At 64.2% G+C, this 20332-nt stretch carries 15 protein-coding genes and 1 pseudogene; 4 read left to right on the forward strand and 12 right to left on the reverse strand.

Annotation, left to right across the window (positions count from 1 at the left end):
* Positions 1 to 749 (reverse strand): annotated as a pseudogene (locus C457_RS18535) (fumarylacetoacetate hydrolase family protein); the annotation flags it as partial.
* A 59-nt stretch (positions 750 to 808) separates the two neighbouring features.
* On the opposite strand from C457_RS18535, the gene C457_RS20285 reads away from it, so the two are divergent.
* The gene (locus C457_RS20285) at positions 809 to 1210 is read left to right on the forward strand and encodes a hypothetical protein (protein WP_152420042.1); all 402 of its coding nucleotides are present in this window, start codon (positions 809 to 811) and stop codon (positions 1208 to 1210) included.
* Between the two features lie 278 nt (positions 1211 to 1488).
* Here the strand turns inward: C457_RS20285 and C457_RS18540 are convergent, their stop codons facing one another.
* A complete protein-coding gene (locus C457_RS18540; RefSeq protein ID WP_008097058.1) occupies positions 1489 to 2262 on the reverse strand; it encodes an SDR family NAD(P)-dependent oxidoreductase in 774 nt (257 codons plus the stop codon).
* Between the two features lie 98 nt (positions 2263 to 2360).
* On the opposite strand from C457_RS18540, the gene C457_RS18545 reads away from it, so the two are divergent.
* Positions 2361 to 3401, forward strand: a complete 1041-nt coding sequence (locus C457_RS18545) for a zinc-dependent alcohol dehydrogenase (RefSeq protein ID WP_008097059.1) — start codon at positions 2361 to 2363, stop codon at positions 3399 to 3401.
* A 390-nt stretch (positions 3402 to 3791) separates the two neighbouring features.
* Here the strand turns inward: C457_RS18545 and C457_RS18550 are convergent, their stop codons facing one another.
* The 6 genes from C457_RS18550 to C457_RS18575 all read right to left on the reverse strand — a co-directional run bounded on the left by C457_RS18550 (position 3792) and on the right by C457_RS18575 (position 12206).
* A complete protein-coding gene (locus tag C457_RS18550; protein ID WP_008097060.1) occupies positions 3792 to 5909 on the reverse strand; it encodes a dipeptide ABC transporter ATP-binding protein in 2118 nt (705 codons plus the stop codon).
* Positions 5906 to 6826, reverse strand: coding sequence for an ABC transporter permease (locus C457_RS18555; RefSeq protein WP_004041131.1), 921 nt, complete (start codon positions 6824 to 6826; stop codon positions 5906 to 5908). Before C457_RS18555 ends, C457_RS18550 begins: the two co-directional genes overlap by 4 nt.
* The gene (locus tag C457_RS18560; protein WP_049913740.1) at positions 6823 to 7818 is read right to left on the reverse strand and encodes an ABC transporter permease; all 996 of its coding nucleotides are present in this window, start codon (positions 7816 to 7818) and stop codon (positions 6823 to 6825) included. The genes C457_RS18555 and C457_RS18560 overlap by 4 nt, the downstream gene beginning before the upstream one ends.
* Positions 7819 to 7869: 51 nt before the next feature.
* Positions 7870 to 9738, reverse strand: a complete 1869-nt coding sequence (locus C457_RS18565) for an ABC transporter substrate-binding protein (RefSeq protein ID WP_008097063.1) — start codon at positions 9736 to 9738, stop codon at positions 7870 to 7872.
* Between the two features lie 183 nt (positions 9739 to 9921).
* Entirely contained in the window at positions 9922 to 10677 is a 756-nt protein-coding gene (locus tag C457_RS18570) for a helix-turn-helix domain-containing protein (RefSeq protein ID WP_008097065.1), read from the reverse strand.
* 158 nt (positions 10678 to 10835) lie between these two features.
* A complete protein-coding gene (locus C457_RS18575) occupies positions 10836 to 12206 on the reverse strand; it encodes an SLC13 family permease (protein ID WP_008097067.1) in 1371 nt (456 codons plus the stop codon).
* 262 nt (positions 12207 to 12468) lie between these two features.
* Here C457_RS18575 and C457_RS18580 point away from each other — a divergent pair, with 262 nt between their 5' ends.
* Positions 12469 to 13332 (forward strand): ParA family protein, encoded by an 864-nt coding sequence (locus C457_RS18580; RefSeq protein WP_004972235.1) that lies wholly within the window; start codon positions 12469 to 12471, stop codon positions 13330 to 13332.
* Positions 13329 to 13742, forward strand: coding sequence for a hypothetical protein (locus C457_RS18585; protein ID WP_008097069.1), 414 nt, complete (start codon positions 13329 to 13331; stop codon positions 13740 to 13742). The genes C457_RS18580 and C457_RS18585 overlap by 4 nt, the downstream gene beginning before the upstream one ends.
* 472 nt (positions 13743 to 14214) lie before the next feature.
* On the opposite strand, the gene C457_RS18590 is transcribed toward C457_RS18585, so the two are convergent.
* The 4 genes from C457_RS18590 to solA form a co-directional block, all read right to left on the reverse strand.
* A complete protein-coding gene (locus tag C457_RS18590; protein WP_008097072.1) occupies positions 14215 to 16728 on the reverse strand; it encodes a GcvT family protein in 2514 nt (837 codons plus the stop codon).
* A gap of 174 nt (positions 16729 to 16902) precedes the next feature.
* On the reverse strand, positions 16903 to 17061 hold the full coding sequence (locus C457_RS20735; protein WP_008097074.1) for a hypothetical protein: 159 nt from the start codon (positions 17059 to 17061) through the stop codon (positions 16903 to 16905).
* Between the two features lie 34 nt (positions 17062 to 17095).
* The gene (locus C457_RS18595) at positions 17096 to 18850 is read right to left on the reverse strand and encodes a BCCT family transporter (RefSeq protein WP_008097076.1); all 1755 of its coding nucleotides are present in this window, start codon (positions 18848 to 18850) and stop codon (positions 17096 to 17098) included.
* A gap of 284 nt (positions 18851 to 19134) precedes the next feature.
* Positions 19135 to 20277, reverse strand: a complete 1143-nt coding sequence (gene solA, locus C457_RS18600) for an N-methyl-L-tryptophan oxidase (protein WP_008097077.1) — start codon at positions 20275 to 20277, stop codon at positions 19135 to 19137.
* Positions 20278 to 20332 lie beyond the last annotated feature (55 nt).

A 20332-nucleotide genomic window follows, 5' to 3' on the forward strand; every position in this document is an offset into this window, starting at 1 on the left:
GTGTTCGTGGCGTCGTCGTAGACGACCTCGCCGTCGCGCTCGATGGTCATGCTCATCTCTAACTCGTGAGGGTCGTCGATGTCATCGGGCGTGACCACGCACGGGCCGAGCGAACAACAGCGGTCGTAGACCTTCGCCTGCGGCAGATACAGCGGGTTTTCGCCCTCGATCGACCGACTGCTCACGTCGTTGCCGACGGTGTAGCCGACGATTTCGCCACGCCGCAGGACGATACCGAGTTCGGGTTCGGGGACGTCCCACTGGGAGTCGTCTCTGACGCCGATGGCGTCGCCCGGTTCGACCGTCCGAGAGGGGGTGGCTTTGAAGAAAATCTCCGGCCGGTCGGCATCGTACACGTCGTAGTACATGTCCGGCATGGAACTCTCTTCTTCGCGCGCCTGCTCGCTGATCTGGTANCTTTGAAGAAAATCTCCGGCCGGTCGGCATCGTACACGTCGTAGTACATGTCCGGCATGGAACTCTCTTCTTCGCGCGCCTGCTCGCTGATCTGGTAGGTGACGCCCGCCGCCCAGACTTCTTCGGCGTCAACTGGGACGGTCGTGTGCTGGTCGACGAACTCTTGGTCGACGACGTCGGCGTTTTCGGTGAGTTCAGCGGCGAGTCGGTCGATTGGGATTCGGGCGATACCGGCCNAGGTCCTGGTCGGCGGTCGTGAGGTCGTACGTCGTGGAGTCGCGAGTTGCCGTGAGACAGCGCTCTCCCGACACCTCAAGCTGGTGGTACTGCATTCAGTATCCCCATTACCATCTATTGTTATAAAAGTACGTCCCGACGTGGACACCAACTGGTGGCGGACGGCGCGGAATCGCGGGACGAGAGCGAGTTCGAGAGGAGATCGTATCCGAGCGACGAGGAGCCGACCGCCGAACGGCGGCCGCGACGTGACCGCCGAGGGCTCGGAACCGTCGTGCTGGCATCCGACAGAGATGTTCTCATCGTCAGAACACGGGCGCAGAGAGACGGAACGTTCGACGTTCATGATTTCGGCCGTTTCGGACGTGTTCTCACAGTCTGCCGCCTCCCCGAAGAGACACGTCTGCCAGAGACAGGAGAGATAGTCCGTCTTTGCGTGCGTATCGTTGACATTCAGCGTATCTTCGGCCCGGGGGCGGCCGAATCAACAAGTTCTCTATCACAGAACGATAGGTCGTCGATATCGACCGGGAATGTTCACAACGCAAGCGCTTGACGCTGGACGGTCGCGGTCCAGATTACACAGGTACGCTTGTAATTCAGAAGGGCGGACGCCGGCGAAAGCGACCGGACTGGGCGAGCATCGAGGGGAGTCATGATGCGAGACCGAGTGTGATTCCGCGCCGTAGACACCGTTCTCCATTACAGAATTTCCATCAGGTCACCCTTCGGAACCGGCGGTGACCGCGCGTCGAAGACAGTACGGATGTTCGAGAGAACCCTCTCGGCCGGCGACGGGATGACGACGTGCGGAAGAAGATACGGAGGGTCGCGTCAGAACGCGCTGTCGGCGAACCCGCCGTCGACGGTGACGACCTCACCGGTCACGAACGAAGACGCGTCGCTCGCGAGGTAGACCGCCGCGCCGACGATTTCCTCTCGCTCCGCGACTCGGCCGAGCGGCGTTCGCTCGTCGATTCGCGTGCGTTTTTCGGTCCCTTCGGCGTAGGTGTCGGCGTTCTGTGGCGTGATGACGAATCCCGGCGCGATGGCGTTGACGCGTATCTCGGGCGCGAGCTCCTTCGCCGACGCGCGGGTGAACGCCTCGACGCCACCCTTCGCCGCCGAGTAGGCGGGGAGGTTCGCCATCGAGAGCCGCGCGGCCAGAGAGGAGATGTTGATAATCGACCCGCCGTCGGCGACCGCCGGGGCCATCGCCTGCGTGACGCGGCGGACGCCCCCGAGCGCGATGTCGGTGACGTGGTCCCAGGCGTCGTCGTCGATGCCGCGGACCGAGTCGCGCGAAATCGCGCCCTGCGAGGCGACGACCACGTCGATACCGCCGAACTCCTCGACGGCGCGCTCGCGGACGCGTTCGAGCGAGGCCCGGTCGGTCACGTCGCACGTCTCCCGAACCGCGTTCGCGCCCAACTCCTCGACGGCGTCGGCCGTCTCGTCGACCGCCGACTGGCGTCGACTGGTTGCGAGTACGTCCGCCCCCTCGCTGGCGAATCCGAGAGCGATTGCCTGTCCGATGCCGCTTGTCCCGCCGACGACGACAGCGCGCTTGTCACTGACGGAGACTGGCGTGTGCTCGTATGCGACCATGGTTCCAGTCCGCACGGTGCCGACATGATAGTTGCGGAACGCGCGATGGGAGTGCCGCATGCAATACGTTTTTACCGACCCGTGCCACATGTGCTCTCATGCGAGGACTTGCCAAAGTGGAGCGTAGCTCCGGCGCTATGGAGTTCGTCGAGCGACAGAAACCGGAACCGGACGCCGGAGAGGTGCTCGTGGAGGTCGACTACGCCGGCCTCTGCGGAAGCGACGCGGGCATCTACGAGTTCGAATCCGCCTTCGAGCGGATGGAGCTCCCGACCGTCATCGGCCACGAGTACGCCGGGCGCGTGGTCGAAGTCGGCGACGGCGTGACTGAGTTCGGCGTCGGCGACCGCGTGGTCGAACGGCCGATTCGGGGCTGCGGCGAGTGCTATCAATGTCGCATCGGCGAGGAGAACGTCTGCCAGGACGCGGTCATCACGGGCGTCGACCACGACGGCGCTTACGAGCGGTTCATCGCCGTCCCGGAACGCGCCCTCCATCCGATTCCGGACGACGTGGAACAGCGACACGCCGCGGTCGCCGAACCCACGAGCATCGCCGCACGCGCCGTCATCGAGAACTCTCGCGTCGGCGCGGGCGACCGCGTGCTGGTCGAAGGACCCGGTCCGATCGGTCTGCTCACGGCCCAAGTCGCGGCCGCACAGGGCGGCACCGTCGTCGTCTCCGGCGTGGGACAGGACGCCGACTATCGGCTCCCGCTCGCGGAGGAACTCGGCTTCGAGACCGTCAACGTCGCCGACGACGACACCGAGGCGCGCCGCGAGCGACACACCGGCGGCGTCGGCTACGACGTGGTGTTCGACACGACCGGCCACCCCTCGGGGCTCACGACGGCCGTCGAAGAGGTCCGCAAGGGCGGCCAAATCGTCCTCGTCGGTCAGACCGGTGAGACCTCGATGCCCTACTCCCCGCTCGTCCGGGCCGAAATCGACCTGCAGTGCTCGTACGCGTCCATGTACGAGGACTTCGAGCGCTCCTTCCGGCTGATTCGCGACGGCGACGTGGACTGCGAGACGTTCGTCGACACCCGGTTTTCGCTGCTCGAAGCCGACGAGGCCTTCGAGACGTTCATCGAGGGCGGGACGTGCAAGCCGGTGTTCGATATCTCGGAGTTGGCGTAAGGAGGGTTCCGGTCGACCGCAACCCAGACCGAGAACTAGTATAGTATATTAAACACAATATTAGATTCAGGCGAAGAAAGACACATCGGCCACAATCCCCCCTAACTGTGGCCATAATAAAATTTCTTGCCCAATCTAACTATTAAAAAATAAATATTCAGAATATAACATCCGCGATAGTTTGAATAAACAGTCGGATGTGTAGACTATAACACACAAAATAAACCAAAATAGGCAAATAAATTCAATTTTTTGATAGCATTTTCGATATATCTCCCGCCACTATTGTTTTCTTCATACAATTTTAATGCGCCAGTCGAACCTTGAACCGGGACATGGGACTACCGGGAGGTCGCCAAAGGACGAAGCGAGGAGAGTCGAAGGGCGGCGTCAGTCGCTGGCCGAGTCGCCGCTGGCCGGCGGCGAGAACTCAGGGTCCCCGTATTGAGAGTCCGAGCGGTCGTCGGCGAGGTCGTCTGCGGCGGGGGTCTCCCCGTCCGGGAAGTAGCATGCGGCGCGGTGCTCGCCGCTTCGGACGGTATCGAGTCCGGGCTCGCTCTCCCGGCACTCGTCTTCCGCCTTCGGGCACCGCGGAGCGAAGACGCAGCCCGACGGGAGGTCGACCGGATTCGGTGGCTCGCCGTCGAGCAGAACGCGGTCGCGGTCGACCGTCGGGTCCTTCTCGGGAGCGGCCGCGAGGAGCGAGGTGGTGTACGGGTGTTTCGGCTCGGCCGCGATGGACTCGACGTCTCCCTCCTCGATGACCCGACCGAGGTACATAATCGCGAGACGGTCCGACACCTGCACCAGACTGGCGAGGTCGTGGGAGATGTAGACGATGCCGATGTCCTCGGTGTCCGCGAGTTCACGCAGGAGGTTCAGCAGGTTCACCTTCAGCGACACGTCGAGCATCGACGCCGGCTCGTCGCAGATGAGGAAGTCGGGGTCGAGAACGAGCGCCTTGGCCACCGCGACGCGCTGACGTTGGCCCCCCGATAGCTGGTGCGGGTACTGGTCGAGGAACTTCCGCGCGGGCGTGAGCCCGACTTTCTCCAACGTCTCGATGATGGCCCGTTCGCGCTCGTCGGTCCGGTAGTCGTGGATAGTGAGCGGTTCGCCGACCAACTGCCGAACCGTCTGTCTCGGGTTGAGCGAGTCGAAGGGGTCCTGGAATATTATCTGAACCTTCCGGCGGAACTCGCGCATGTTCCCGTCCGCGTAGTGCTCGTAGGGCTCGCCGTCGAAGACGAACTCGCCGCCGGTCGGCTGTTTCAGGAGCGCGATGGTCTCGCCGAGCGTCGACTTCCCACAGCCGGACTCGCCGGCGATGCCGAGGATTTCGGACCGCCGGACGCGCAGGGAAACGCCGTCGACGGCGCGGACGTAGTTCGGGTCGTTCCCCCTGAGTTGCTCCAAGAGCGGCTGGCTCTGCTCGTAGTACTTCTCGAGACCGTCGGTTTCGAGGAGCACCTCGCCGCGGTCCGATTCGTCGTGACTGTCGGGGATGCCCCACGTCTCCGGGTCGGTGGCATCGCGCCGCATCTGGGCGGCTTTGGTGACGTGGTGGCACGCCGAGCGGTGGTTACGGTTCGGCAGGTCGACGAGGTCCGGATGGGACGCCTCGCATTCCTCGGTCGCGAACGGACACCGGTCCTTGAAGACGCACGCGCTGGGTTCCTCGCTCAGGTTCGGCGGTGACCCCGGAATCGAGACGGGGTCTTGGTCGCCCTCCTCTATCTCCGGGAAGGAGTTCTTCAGCCCCATCGTGTACGGGTTCGTGGGGTTCACGAGGACGTTGTCGACGCTTCCCTGTTCCATGGCTTTTCCGCCGTAGAGGATCGAAAGCTCGTCGCACGTCTCGGCGATGACGCCGATTTCGTGGGTGATGAGCAGCAACGAGCTGTCCATCCGGTCCTGTATCTCCAGAATCTTGTCGATAATCTTGTCCTGAACGATGACGTCGAGCCCCGTGGTCGGCTCGTCGGCGATGATGAGGTCCGGTTCGAGCGCGAGCGCCATAGCGATGGTCACGCGCTGGCGCATCCCCCCGGAGAACTCGTGGGGGTAGTCGTCGATTCGGTCGGGGTCGAGTCCGACGATTTCGAACAGCTCTCGGACCCGCGAACGCGCCTTGTCGTCGGTGACGTTCCGGTGGGTCTGAATCGCCTGCCGAATCTGCGCGCCGGTGGACATCACCGGGTCGAGCGAGTCCATCGCGCTCTGGGGGATGTAGGCGATGTCCTCCCAGAGCACGTCGCGACGCTCGCGCTCGCTGAGGCCGGTCAGGTCGCGGCCCTGGAATTCGATGCTGCCGGATTCGACGGAGCCGTTGCTGGGGAGGAGACCGAGAACCGCCTCGGCGAGCGTCGATTTCCCCGAGCCGGATTCGCCGGCGAGGCCGTAGTTGACGCCCTCGTCGATGCTGAACGACACGTCGTTGACGGCGTGGACGGTTCCGCTGTCGGTCGAGTACGTGACCGTGAGGTCTGTGATGTCGAGGAGGCTCATTGTTCGGTCTGAATCTCCGGGTTGATGACTTCTTCGTAGGCGCGGCCGATGAGGAACACCGAGGTGGTGATGGCTGCGATGCCGAGTGCGGGCGGGAGCACCCACCACCAAGCGACGCGCATGTTGCCCGATTCGAACACCTGTCGGAGCATCCGGCCCCAACTCGTGACGGTCGGGTCGCCGAATCCGAGGAACGCCAGGCTGGCCTGCGCGGCGATGGCCCACGCGATGCCGTAGGCCGTGTAGAGAAAGCCGATGGGGAGCACGTTCGGCGCGACGTGGTAGAGCATCGTCCGCAAGTCGCTCGCGCCGCTGGCGCGCGCCGACTTCACGAAGGTGCGCTCTCTGACGGAGAGGACCTCGGAGCGGACGACGCGCGCGGGCATCTTCCAGAGGAACGCGACGATGATGCCCGTCATGAGCCAGACGCTCGGCGTCACGAACGTCAGGAGTAACAGCGCCATCGGCGTGAACGGCAGCGAGAACGTGAGGTCCGTGAGACGCATGAGAACCTCGTCGACCCAGCCGCCGTAGTACCCGCTGACGAGCCCCACGAGAAAGCCGAGCGCACCGGTCCCGATGCCGCCGAACAGGCCGACGATGAACGTCGGTTGCGCGCCGGCGAGGAACTGGCTCAGGACGTCTTTGCCGTAGGCGGTCGTCCCGAACGGGGCCGCGCCGGTCGGTTCGGACAGCCGGAGCATCGAGCCGGCGTCGTCGCGGACGGTGTGCTCGATGGGGTCGTGCGGGGCGAGCGCGGGGCCGAGGAGACCGAGGAAGACGAACGCCGCGACGATGAGGACGCCGGCGAACGCGAGGCGGTCGCGTCGCAGGAACGTGAACTGGTCGCGGAGCGTCTCCGCGACCCCCTCGACGCGCTTTTTCAGTTCGGCTTCGGGCTTCGTCTCGGTGCTCACGCGGCACCACCTCCGCTGGTCGAGACGGTCGGGTCGAAGTAGGCGTACAGCACGTCGGCGACGAGGTTCGCCACGATGACCGCGAGCGCCATGATGAAGACGGCGGCCTGCACCAGCGGGTAGTCCTGCTGTTGGATGGCGAGCACGAGTTCGCGGCCGATGCCGGGCCAGCCGAAGACGACTTCGAGCAGGATGAGTCCCTGGAAAATCATCCCGAGACGCAGCGCGAAGTAGGTCAGAATCGGCAGCATGGAGTTCCGACCCGCCCGCGCGAGCTGCTGCATCTCCGAGAGCCCCTTCGCGCGGTGGAGCTTGAGGAACTCAGAGCCCCGCTTTTCGACGACGCCGTTGCGTGCCAACAGCAGGAAGTCGCCGCTGTAGTACAGCACCGACACCGTAAACGGCAGGATGTAGTGGTGCAGGAAGTCGAGCGAGGCGAACGTCTCGACGTAGCCCTCCGGCGAGGCGCTGATAGAGCGCATCCCGAATGCGGGCACCAGTTCGAGGTTGTACGCGAAGATGATGACGAACAGGATGCCCGTGATGAACACCGGCGTCGACCGGAGGAACGTCGTGGCGATGATGCTGAGCTTCTCCAGTTTGCTCCCGCGGTTCCAGCCGACGTACATCCCGAGCAGGGAACTCAGGACCGCCGTCGTCACTAACGCGGGGACGAGCAGGATGAGCGTGTTGACGAGCCGCGGGGCCAGTACCCCCCAGACGGGCTGGCTCCGCAGGATGGAGTAGCCGAACTGGAACAGCAGGATGCTCTGGAGGTAACTGAGGTACTGCCGCCACATCGGCTGGTCGAGGCCGTACATCGCTCGAATCTCGGTGATTTGCTGCTGGCTCAGGTTGCCCGCGGTGACGAGGGATTCGAACGGACTCCCCGGGAGCAACCGCAAGACGACGAAGATGACCGAGACGGCCACGAGGGTGAGCACGATGGAGATGGCGAGCCGCTTTGCGAGAAACCGCTGGAACTCGCTCACGGTCGGACCCTCCAACGCCACGAGTGGGTAGTGTTCGACATGCGTGTCACCTCACGAGAAGTCCGCCTGTCCGAGCTCGTCGCGGCGCTTGTGCATGTTCCCGGGCTGAATACGCTCGACGAAGGCGGCCCACGCGTCCCCGTTGGGGAACCGGAGGTTGCCGTCGTCGTCCCGCGTGTAGCCGGCCTGTTCGAGGAGCGATTTCGCCCCGTCGATGTCGAACTCGTAGTGGGTGGTATCCGACGTGTGCCACGGCGTGAGGTCCGAAATCGGGTTCTCCCCGCTCGGGACGGTCGCGCGGTCCTGCAGCACGTCGGCAGCGAAGCCCTCGGTATCTATCGACTTGGCGAGAGCGACGCGGAACTCCTTGTCGCGAACGAGCGGACAGGAGAACATCAGCTTCGTGTCGAGCGGCGCGAAGTTGCCCGAGGTCATCTTCTCGACGCCGGCGGTGCTCGCGGCGCGGTCGGCCTGCGAGTTCGAGAGCGTCGTGCCGATGGCGTCGATTTCGCCGCCCTGCAGCGAGCCGATCATGGAGTCGATGTTGCCGACGTTTATCCAGATGACGCGGTCGACGCCCTCGCCGGTCGTGGCCTGGTCGCCGAGCACGTCTGCCCGCCAGTCGTCGTCGAACATCCAGTGACCCTCGTTTTTCGACACCTCGAAGCGAGTACCCTGCTCCCAGTTCTCGTACGTGAACGGCCCCGTGCCGACGGGCGACTCGGGGTTGTGCTGAGACGGGTTCTCCACGTCCTCCCACTTGTGCTTGGGGATGATGACGCTGCGAACGACGCGCTGGGTCATGAACGCCGCGTCGGGGCCCTTCAGATTGAACCGAACCTCGTGGTCGCCGAGCACCTCGACCGACTCGACCGGCTCGTAGAACGGCGTCTGACTGGTCGAGGAGTGTTCCTTGTACAGTTCGACGGTGAACTTCACGTCCTCCGCGGTGAACGGCTCGCCGTCGTGCCACTCGACGCCCTCGCGAAGAGTGAGTTCGACGGTGGTGTCGTCGACGAACCCGCCGCCGGTCGCCAGCGCGGGGACGACTTCGAGGTCCGGCGTGGCGTCGAAGAGGCCGTCGTAGATGAACGTCAGCCGCTTCGCCTCCGCGCCGCCGGCGGCCCACGGGAGGTTCAGCGAGTTCATCGAGGTGGTCACGCCCTTGATGTAGGTCCGGTCGTCGGTCTGGGGTTGCAGGTTCACCTCCGACCAGACGAACGAGTCCTTCGTCGGGCCGTTACCCGGCGTCTGGACGTAGCCGCTCCAGCGCTCCGTGTTGACCGCGGTGATGATATCGGGGAACAGCGTAATGAGCGCGCCCACGTCCTCGCTGAAGATGCGCTGCGCCTCGGCGACGAGCTCCTCGCGCTCGGGTCGGTCGGTCGTCTGACTCTGTTCCGTCAGCACCTCCTGCAGGTCGGGGTGGTAGTAGTTGTCGTAGTTCGAGAGGCTCGTCTCGCTCCGCCGCATCAAAAGCGGGTTCGGGTCCAGCCCGCGTTGCGGGTCCGGACCGTGGGTACTCATCGAGATGATCGCTTCGAGCCCCTTCGTGTCCCAACTCTGGGCGTACAGTTGGTTCAGCGGTCGATCGTTGAGTTGCGTCTTGACGCCGAGGGCGTCGAGCCCACGCTGGACCATGAGCGCGTGTTCCCGCATCCACGGGTCGTCCTCGCTCGAAAATTCGAGCGGGACGGGGTCCAACACCGCACCCGCGGTCGCGCTGTAGTCGAGCGGCGGTTCGTCGGCGTCGATGGTCTCCCACTCGCGCCAGTACTTCGTCTCGACCGTCTCCGGGGTTCCAGAAGGAACGTCGGGAGTGAGGCTCGACCCGCCGTCAGTCCCGCCGTTCCCGCTCCCGCCGCCACCGGTACACCCGGCGAGTCCGGTCACGCCGAGGGCGGTCGCAGTCGCCGCCACGTAGTCGCGTCGCGTAAGGCCAGTTCCACGTTCGACACCCGAACTATCACGATTTTTCTCCGACATTGCGACAGCCTGTTATGGAGTATCTTCCATGGTGCTGTTCCCGATACGCCCCGATATCTATCGTTCTTTATATACTCGGTCGCCGAGATGCGGCAATATTCTCCAACAAGGGCTGAGCTACTCCTGTCGCGGACCGTAGATGAGTTCGAGCAGATTTCGCTCCGCGGTCCGGAGTCGTTCGCTCAGCGTGGACTGAGCGATACCCAGTTCCTCGGCGAGTTCGGTCTCAGAGGTCTCCCGCGGAATGTGGAAGTAGCCGTGGTTGAATGCCGTCTCCAGAACCGCGAGTTGGTCGTCGGTCAGCTTAGAGATTAACACCTCCTTTAATCGGCCGCTGTCGAGCGGTTCACCCGGGGCTTCGTCCTGCGTCACGGAGCGGAGTTCGAACTCCCCGAGCGTCTCCTGAATCTCGTCGGCGNCCTCCTTTAATCGGCCGCTGTCGAGCGGTTCACCCGGGGCTTCGTCCTGCGTCACGGAGCGGAGTTCGAACTCCCCGAGCGTCTCCTGAATCTCGTCGGCGAGTTCCCTGAAGTGGTCCCAGTCCTGGGCGGTGGCGACGACCTCGAAGACGCCGTCTTGGAGGACGATGCGGTTCGGAATCGTCTCCTGTCTGAGAACCAGTCCGAGGATGAACGGGTACGACTCGTTGGCGAGAATCGTCACTCGACGTATCTGCACGTCGGTCGAGGCGGTCGGAATCTCCTCGTCGTAGAAGACGGTCACGCCCGAGATGTCGGCGAGGAGGGACTCCACGTCGAAGGGGGCGTTCGAGGCGATGGTGAGCGACTCGATCCACGTCCCGTCCTCGACGTAAAACGCGTTGTCCAACTCGATGCTCCGGGCGTCTCGCAGACGGCGGTCTATCTTCGACATGACGCCGGTCGGGGCCGTCGTAAACTCAACACGTAAGATGCGAACTCACCCGTACCGGGCAGATACCGCTCACCTACAAATAGCCCGGTGGTTGTCGCAACGGGGGGCGTCACCGAAACCTGGATTCGCGCGGACGGGTCGGTGCGCCGGTCGCCGACTCAGGCGACGAGCGGCCAATAAAAGAGCCACGAGAGGGTCACGACGACGAGCGACAGGCCCATCGTCACGAACCCGAACAGCGTCACGTCCCGATTCGTCAGCGGTCCGCGGTCTAGCGAGACGAGGACGGCAGTCGTGTTGAACGGGAGAATCGTCGTCGACCCCACCACGAGGAGGACCGCGAGTCCGAGATAGAGCCGCGTCACGCCGAACGTCTCCGCGAATCGCAGCACGATGGGGAGAATCACCACGATGGCGGCCGACCCGGTCGAAAACAGCACGCGAACGGTGACCGCGAACCCGAGGAGCAGTCCGACGAGTTGCCAGTGACTGAACGCCTCGAACGGGACGAACCGCGCGAGGAGGTCGACGACGAGCGCGATAGTTTGGGTCGCTTCCAGGGCGTCCAGAATCGACAGCGTCGCGCCGATGAGAAAGAGGACGCCCCAACTGAGTCCCTTGACGTCGTCGGCGTCGATAACGTCGACTCCCGGAAGCGCGAGGACGGAGACCGCGGCGACCGCCGGGAGAATCTCGGGAAGTCCGGCGAACGACCCAACGACCCACGCGAGGACGGTCCCGGCCATCACCGCCGCGACGAGTCCCTGTTCGCGGGTCAACTCGCCGTCGGCGGACGCATCCGCAATCCCCGACGTGCCGGGGTCGACAGTCGAGTCGGCGTCGACGGTGTTGAGGAGACCGGCAGCCGCGGCGGCCAGTACGTAGAGCGCCACCGTGGGTGGGACCATCAAGACAGCCCACTCGACCCACGAGAGCGGGCGGACGCTCGTCGCGAGGATGCCCGAGGTGACGAGCGCCATCCCGCCGCCGGTCATGAGCGCCATCGACGCGATGGGGTTGATGTGACCCAAGAGGAGGAACGTCGCGCGCTCGAACCCGCTTCCCGACGGGAGGTCGAACTCCTCGGTTACCTCCTCGACGATGGGGATGAACGCGACCGCGCGCGCCATCGCCGACGGCATGAACAGCGCCAGCACGAGGACGTTCCGCGCGATGGAACGAAACGCCCCGCGGGGGGTGCTGTCCGGGGACAGCAGTCGGTTCGCTAACTGGGTGTCCAACCCCACCGACCGGACCGCGTTGCCGAGGAGTAACAACACGAGGAGGAAGTAGACGAGCGAGGAGGTGAAGCCGCTCACCGCGGCCTCGAAGGAGTCCACGACGCCGAGAGCGTACAACAGGGAGACGCAGGCCAGACTCGAAATCGCGTACGGAACCGGCTTCGTCAACCAAAGCAGGAGCGCGACGACGAAAACCGAAAGCGCGTACTGCGACCGAACCGGAAGGACGGAGACGGGGTGGAGGCCGACGACCGCAAGGAGCAAGGCGGCGGCGACCGCGAGCGTCACCGTCTGCGACGAGAGTTCGGGGGCGCGCAGCCCTCGACCGGGCAACCAATCTATCACGAATGTACCTGCACACAACGGGTCCAAATAGCTACTGCCGGCGACAATTCGGGCCGCCAGTCGGGGGGAGAGCGCGAATCGAGTCGATACAATCCCCAGCCTGAATAATTTGGATTATTTAGATAATTTGAGTTGTCCAAAGAGTCGGAGTAACCATAATTATTTCAACTGCGCCGAGAATCTCGCTATCACGGATATCCCCATCATGTCACGTGCAGTCAGCGTCTGTCTCCTCAAAGGCGGTATCGGCAAGTCGACGACCTCCATCAACCTCGCCCGCGAGCTCGCACACCGGGGCAGCGACGTACTGCTCGTGGACCTCGACCCGAACGGACACACCACGACAGGGCTCGGATTCGGCGAGGAGTTCTACTCGGAAGCGCACCTCGGCGACGTGCTCCTCGACGACGCCGAGTTGGAGCCGCGGGAGCTCATCTTGGAGACCGGGTTCGAAATCGACCTCCTCCCGTCGAACGACCGCATCGAGCAGGTCGAGTCGGACCTCGGCGGCGTGATGATGGGGTCGGCGCGGCTCAAACAGCGCGTCATCGACCCGCTTCTCGGCGATGACTACGACTACGTCGTCGTGGACTGCCCCGCGGCGCGCGGGAAACTCAACGACAACGCGCTGTACGCCACGCAGAACCTCGTCTTGCCGATGCGCCCCGAGTCGGGTGCGCTCTCGGGGCTCGAAAAGACGGTCAAGCGGCTTATCACGCCCGCGCGGGAGCACTTCGACCTCGAAATCCTCGCGGTCGTCCCGACCGACCTGCGGGACCGAATCGACCACGACCGCCCGACGAGACGGCTCGTGGAGGCGCTCGTCTCGAAGCCGAACATCGCGTCGAAGCTCCCGAACTTCGCGTACACCGACCCGGAGGTGTTCGAGGCCATCGACGACGGCGAGTGGGACGACGACCTGCCGAAGCCCGGAATTCGGCACCGCTCGGCCATCGACGCGTCGATTCGAGAGCACATGCCGCTTCGGGACTACGACAGCACCTGCGACCAGTTGGCGTGCTACGACGAACTCGCGCAGATCGTCGAAGAAGGCGAGGTGGCCCGATGAGCGAAGACCCCTTCGGCGACCTCGACGCCGCGATGGGGAGCGGGGAGTCCGCGTCGGAACCCGAATCCGAACCGGAGCCCGAGGGTGCTGACGCCAACGACGCGGCCGAATCGGAAGTGGAGCCAGAATCGGAACCGCTCGACGAAATCGACCCCCGCGAGCGCCCCGCCTTCGAGTTCGACGAGACCGTCCACAAGGCGCTGTACGTGCTCGAAGCGGTCGCCGACGAGTTCGACGACATCATCACCTACGACGTGGAGCGCGAACTGACCCGCGACCACGGACTCAAGGGCGTCACGAAGAGCGAACTCCACAACGCCGCGCTCGCCGTGGCGACCGAACATCCCGAAGAAATCGTCGAACGCGTCCTCGAACAGCGCGGCGTCGACAACGACGAGAGTTCTGAATAATTCGGATAATCCGCCTTCGTCAAACCTCTTAGCGCCGGACAGAACACGTGCGGAACGACAGCGGGAGCGAAACGCCCGTGACAGCGCTAGAGTAGTGTGACGGCCACCCACGACTAAAGTCGTGGGCTTCCCACGAGCAAAGGCCCGCTGGTTTGGGAGATTTAAGGTTTGCACACCGACCGGGTGCAGGCACCGCCACGATACCGTTACTCCTATCGTCTCCCCGTAGGGCGGATTCGGAGGTACTTGGTTGTTTAACGTCGGTATCCAACCTATTTCGAAGGGGATACCTTCGACTGTCGGTTGGGGAATCCGATACTGTCCAATTGTCCCGGTATGGGCGCGGACGTGCCGCGTCGGATAGCACCCAATACAACAGCGAACACGTTAACAGTATCGTGCGCCGATTCAGCCCACGACTTCAGTCGTGGGCTTTCTCGGCTAATCTCAGTAACGCGAGAGGAACCGGCGCTCACCGAATTATCTTGTCGCGGCCGGGGTCGAAGAGCGGCCCTGACCGGACCGTCGCGGAGTAGGCGTCACCTTCGTACCGGATTTCGACTTCCTGTCCCGCGCTGGCGTACTGTTCGGGGAGGTAGGCGTACGCGATGCCGGCGTCGATAGTGTAGCCGTAATCCGCCCGACAGCAGTAACCGACGACGTCGCCGTCGGCGAACACCGGGTGGCCCGCGTCGACGACGGCCTCCTCCTCGTCGAGCGTTATCGGGACGATGCGGTCGCTCGGGCTGTCGTCGTTTTTGTCTTCCACGAGCGCCGCCTTCCCGACGAAGTCCGTGTCGAGGTCGACCGCGAAGCCGATGCCGGCCTCGTACGGGTTGTGTTCGGGCGTGAGGTCCGTCCCCCAGAGACGGTACCCCTTCTCCATACTCGTCGAGTCGAGCGCGGCCCAGCCGACGGGAGCGATGTCGTACTCCTCGCCGGCCTCCCGAATCGCGTCCCAGAGCTGGCACCCGTACTCGGTCGGGGCGTAAATCTCCCAACCGAGTTCGCCGGCGTACGAGAGTCGAAGCATCGTCACGGGGATGCTCCCGAGATAGGTCTCCTGTGCGGAGTAGAACGGGAATTCGTCGTTCGAGAGGTCGGCCTCGACGAGGTCCGAAAGCACCTTCCGGGAGTCGGGCCCGAAGACGCCGATACCGGTCCGACTGGAGACGTGCGCGGTCACGTCGACGGAGCCGTCGTCGGGCGCGTGTTCTTTGACCCACCGCGAGTGGAGCGTCGCCGAGCTTCCGCCCCCGGTGAACAGCACGAACCGGTCGTCGTCGAGACGGGCGACCGTCAGGTCGGCGAGCACGCCGCCGTCTTCGTTGAGCATCGCCGAGTAGCGCATCCGGCCCGGGGTGACGTCCACATCGTTCGTCAGGAGCCCCTGCAGGAACTCCAGCGCACCCGGTCCCGTCACTTCGATGGGCGTGAAGGTCGTCATATCGACCATGCCGACCTTCTCGCGGAGGTGCTGGTGTTCCGCGCCGTGGACCTTCGACCAGTTCTGCGAGAGCCAGTCGGGGCGGTCCGGAACGTCGTACGTTTCGAGGAGCGTCTCGTTGGACTCGTACCACTGCGGGACCTCCCAGCCGTCGCTGTCGTAGAACTCCGCGCCGAGGTCGGCCTGCCGGTCGTAAAACGGGCTCCGGCGGAGGGCACGCTGTCCGTCCGGCTGTTCGCGCGGGTGGATGAGCTGGTACACCTCCCGGTACTGTTGTGCCCCGCGGCCGTAGGTGTACTCTCGGCTGCCCGTGTGAGACTGGAACCGGGAGACGTGCGCTCCGGAAGCGTTGACTCGGGAGCCGTCGAGCCGCGGCGTCCCGTCCTCCATCCAGCTGGCGACGATGTCGCCCGCGCCGCCGGACTGCGTGACCCAGACGGCGAGCGCCCACCAGAGTCCCTCCGTGTCCTCGTCCGGCCCGAGGATGGGCATGCCGTCGGGGGTGAACGAGAACATCCCGTTGATGGCGGAGGTCCACTCGCAGTCCGCGAAGCCGGGGACGAGTTCGCTGGCGGCGTCGAACGCCGACCGGTCGTGGTCCGGGTGGGTGTTCTCGTAGAAGTGCTCGTCCGTAAACTCGCGGAGAGACGGGTATTCGAGTCCGAGGTCGTCGAGCTTGTCGGGACCGTAGATGTCCGACGGGTCGACGAGGAGCGACTCGTGGTTGTACGAGCCGATACCGTAGCGCTCGCCGTGCTGTCGGTAGTACAGCGAGTGGTCTTGGTGCCGAAGCAGCGGCTGTTCGATTTCGCGCGACGCGCCATCGAGTTCGTCCAGTTCGTCGGAGACGAGATACTGGTGTGCGCAGGGCACGAGCGGGATGTCCGTGCCGACCATCTCGCCGAACAACGGCCCCCAGATGTTCGTGGCGACGAGCACCTCGTCGGCCTCGATTCGGCCGTGTTCGGTATCGACCGCATCGATACTGCCGCCGGAGATGTCGATGTCCGTGACCTCGGTGTGGCCGTAGAACTCGACGCCTGCCTCACGTGCCTGCTCCGCCATCGACTCGGCGGCACTAACGGCGTCGGCCTTTCCGTCCGACGGGACGTAGTACCCGCCGTAGATGACGTCGGAGTTTATCTGCGGGACGCGCGCTTCGACCTCCTCGGGCGTGAGAAGTTCGCCCTCGTCGATGCCGTACGACTGCCCCCACTCGCGCTTGCGTTTGAGGAAGTCCCAGCGCGCCTCGGTGTAGGCGACTTCGATGCCACCGCACGTCCGGAAGTCGCCGAACCCGTCGTAGAGGTCGCGCGTGTACGACGCCATCTCTGTCATCAGCTTGTTCCCGGCCGTCTGGAACACGAGTCCGGGCGCGTGAGACGTCGAGCCCCCGGTCTCGAACAGCGGTCCCCGGTCGAGGACGACGACGTCGTCGCGACCCGACTCGGCGAGGTGATACGCCGCGCTACAGCCGACACAGCCGGCCCCGACGACGACCGTTCCGGCGCGTTCGGGAAACGTAGACCATGTGCTCATATACCAAACAGTAGTGACCGCGGCCTTCGGATGTCTCTCTGGGTCCACTATCTGAGGTGTATAAGTTCCGGGGGTGACGAGAACCGGGTCTGGCCACGGACGAGCGTCACTCGCCAACGAGTATTTCTCGCCGACGAGCGTCACTCGCCAACGAGTATTTCTCGCCGACGAGCGTCACTCGCCGACGAGGTACTTCTCTCTGAGGTAGATAACGAGGCTGGCGCTCAGGAACGCGAGACCCGCGCCCTGTAGCTCACCGACAGTCATCGCGAACAGCGCGACGACGAAAAGGAAGACCGCGAACGCCGCCGAAGCGACAGCGAGCGCGTTCATCGATAGCGTAGAGTCATCGATTCGGTGCTTCCGTTCAGTCGTCCGTCGTCCCGGATTTCTCTCGGATGTTGGTCACGACCGACGTCCGAGACCGACCGACGTCGATGTCGATATCTTCGTCACCCAGGTTCTCTATCCGCTCGGCGAACTCCTCGGACTGCAGGAGTTCGTACTCCTTGTCGAGGCCGAGATAGACCGTGTAGCACGTGACGACGAGGACGATAGCGAACGGGAATCCCGTCGCGATAGCCGCCGTCTGGAGTGCGTCGAGCCCGCCGCCGTAGAGGAGAAGCGACGCGACGACGCCCTCCGTGACCGCCCAGAAGATACGCTGCGTCCGCGGAACATTGTGTTTGCCGCCCGACGTGAGATGGTCGACGACGAGCGACCCCGAGTCTGAAGAGGTCACGAAGAACGTCACTACGAGCGTCACCGCGAGCAGTCCCGAGACGGCGCTGAACGGGAACTGTTCGAGGAGCGCGAACATCGCGACCGTCTGTCCGGCCTCGCCGTAGGTCGCGAGGACGACGCCGTTGCCCTGAAGCGAGTTGAACAGGGCGCTCCCGCCGAACGCCGAGAGCCAAACGGTCGAGAACAGTGACGGCAGGACGAACACGCCGAAGACGAACTCGCGGACCGTCCGTCCCTTCGAGATGCGCGCGACGAACATGCCGACGAACGGCGACCACGCAATCCACCACGCCCAGTAGAACACCGTCCAACCGTTGACGGTGGACGCACCGCCGCCGAGCGTGCCGGTGAAGAACGCCAACGAGAGGAAGTCGCTGAAGTAGTTTCCGAGCCCCTGCACCCACGCGCCGAAGATACTCATCGTCGCGCCGGCGACGAGCACGAACGACAACAAGACGAACATCAGAAAGACGTTCAGCGTGCTCAGACGCCGGATGCCGTCTTCGAGGCCGGCCGCGACGGATGCGGTGGCGATGAGAGTAATCACGGCGATGAGCCCAATCTGCATCCCGGTGTTGTTCGGAACGCTCAGGATGCCGAGCATGCTCTCGCCGAGGATGTACGATAGACCCGTGTTTATCTGTGCGACGCCGAGTCCGAGCGACGTGGCGAGGCCGAACAGCGTCGCGAACACCGACACGAGGTCGATGAGATGGCCCGGCCAGCCGTAGATTCGCTCACCGAGGAGCGGCCAGAAAATCGACCGGAAGGTGAGCGGAAGCCCCCGATTGAACGAGAAGAACGCGAGCCCCAGTCCGACGAGGCCGTAGATGGCCCACGGGTGGAACCCCCAATGGAAGAACGTCTGGGTCATCGCGGCGATGCCCGCGCCACCGGACCCGGCTTCGGCGTCGAAGAAGCCGGGGACGTTGGTGAAGTAGTACAGTGGCTCCGCGACGCTGTAGAACATGAGTCCGATACCCATGCCCGCGCTGAACAGCATCGCCATCCACGAGAAGTCGCTGAACTCCTTTTCGGCCTCGACGCCGCCGAGGGTTATCTCGCCGTACTTACTCAGCGCGAAGTACGCCAAGACGACGATAAAGAGATTGACCGACAGGAGGAAGAACCACCCGAAGTTACCCTCGAAAAAACCCCTGACGCCCGAGTAGACGCTCGCCGCCTGCTCGCCGAGGACGAGCGTCACGGCGACGAAGGCGCCGATTATCAAGAGCGCGGCCGGGAAGACGACGGGGTGGATGTCGAGCCCCCAGCGTTGGATGTTCCCATCACCGGGTTCGCGCTCGGTCTCCGGGTAGAACAGGTCCGCCTGTAGTTCGCTCGTAGACCGGTCGGCCGAGTCGTTGCTATTCGGCATTCGATACACCCTCCGTTAGGAATCGCCTCTGGAATTCGTGTACGCTCATATCGTTGTCCCGCTGTGGGGCCACCCGCGGTCACCGTCGAGGTCGGCGCCTGCTCCGACGCGTCCACTCGAGCTATGACACGAGCCCACACCCCTCACGATTCAACCAACCCATCGGTATTACACATCTTAACCGATAGTCTTCGATAATAGTGGCATTTATACGCAAATAGAGGAACGTTGCGAAAGTTATATCCTCAAATCGGTTGACGGGGTGAAACCGAAAGCCGCGGTCGTCACTCGAACCTGTCGAGCGAGAACATGTCGAGCGGCAGGTCGCTTTCGCCGTCGACGGCGAGGTCGGCGAGGATTTCGCCGATGACGCTGGCGAACTTGAAGCCGTGTCCCGAAAAGCCGGCCCCGACGGCGACCTGCGGGTGGTCGGGGAGCGTGTCGAGGATGAAGTGTTCGTCCGGCGAGTTCGTGAACATGCACGTCGCGAGCGACATCGTCGGCCCCGCGGCCTCCGGGAAGTACTTCTCCGTGACGTCCCGGAGTATCGCCTCGTCGGCGCGGTTCGGCTCGCGGTCGAAGTCGTCGGGGTCGACTTCCTCGTCGCGGTGGTGGTACTTGCCGAGTTTGAAGCCCGGCACGTCGTGGACCGGGAACCCGTAGAACCGACCCTCGGGGACGCTGAGGTTCCAGACGGGGAACTCCTCGGGCGCGAACGTCGACGGCGACTCCGGTTGGAACCACGCGAGCGCCTGTCGCTCGGGGACCGCAAGCCCGTCCAGGGCATCGGCGAGTTTGTAGTTCCACGCGCCCGCGGCGAGCACGAGCGCGTCCGCGACGTACACGCCTCGGTCGGTGCGGACGCGCACGCCACCGTCGTTCGTCTCCGCCCAGTCTTCGACTCGCTCGCGGGCGCGAATCTCGGCACCCCGCGCCTGCGCCGCCTCGGTGTGCGCGATAATCGCCTGCTCGGGGACGATGAACCCGCCGTCCTCTTGATAGACCGCCCGGTACTCCTCGGGGAGTTCGTAGCCGGGGAACCGCTCGTTGACTTCCGCACCGGTCAGCACCTCGTGCGGGATGTCGTGTTCCTCACAGGAACGCTTCGAGCCGGCGAACACGTCGTTGTCGACCGGCCCGGCGTCGATAGAGCCGGTTCGGTGGATGACCTCGCGCCCGGTCTCGTCGGCCAGGTCGTCCCAGAGGTCGTACGCCCGTTCGATGAGCGGGACGTACGAGGGGTGTTCGTAGTACGCGCGCCGGATGATGCGCGTGATACCGTGAGACGACCCCTGCGAGTGGGGAATGTCGTATCGTTCGAGACCGACGACGTCGAGGCCGCGGTCGGCGAGGTGGTACGCGGTCGCGCTTCCCATCCCGCCGACCCCGACCACGGCGACGTCGTATCGGTCGTCGCGGACACTCATTGTGTCCGTCGGTTCGGAACGTCCCCCCTTCACTCTTGACCTGTATCACGGAGCC

It is taken from the genome of Haloferax prahovense DSM 18310, assembly GCF_000336815.1.
GTDB classification, from domain to species: domain Archaea; phylum Halobacteriota; class Halobacteria; order Halobacteriales; family Haloferacaceae; genus Haloferax; species Haloferax prahovense.

Coding starts and splice junctions, on each gene's coding strand:
- C457_RS18540 (WP_008097058.1), bottom strand. CDS start 2,262: ATGGTCGCATACGAGCACACGCCAGTCTCCGTCAGTGACAAGCGCGCT.
- C457_RS18545 (WP_008097059.1), top strand. CDS start 2,361: ATGCGAGGACTTGCCAAAGTGGAGCGTAGCTCCGGCGCTATGGAGTTC.
- C457_RS18550 (WP_008097060.1), bottom strand. CDS start 5,909: ATGAGCCTCCTCGACATCACAGACCTCACGGTCACGTACTCGACCGAC.
- C457_RS18580 (WP_004972235.1), top strand. CDS start 12,469: ATGTCACGTGCAGTCAGCGTCTGTCTCCTCAAAGGCGGTATCGGCAAG.
- C457_RS18585 (WP_008097069.1), top strand. CDS start 13,329: ATGAGCGAAGACCCCTTCGGCGACCTCGACGCCGCGATGGGGAGCGGG.
- C457_RS18590 (WP_008097072.1), bottom strand. CDS start 16,728: ATGAGCACATGGTCTACGTTTCCCGAACGCGCCGGAACGGTCGTCGTC.
- C457_RS20735 (WP_008097074.1), bottom strand. CDS start 17,061: ATGAACGCGCTCGCTGTCGCTTCGGCGGCGTTCGCGGTCTTCCTTTTC.
- C457_RS18595 (WP_008097076.1), bottom strand. CDS start 18,850: ATGCCGAATAGCAACGACTCGGCCGACCGGTCTACGAGCGAACTACAG.
- solA (WP_008097077.1), bottom strand. CDS start 20,277: ATGAGTGTCCGCGACGACCGATACGACGTCGCCGTGGTCGGGGTCGGC.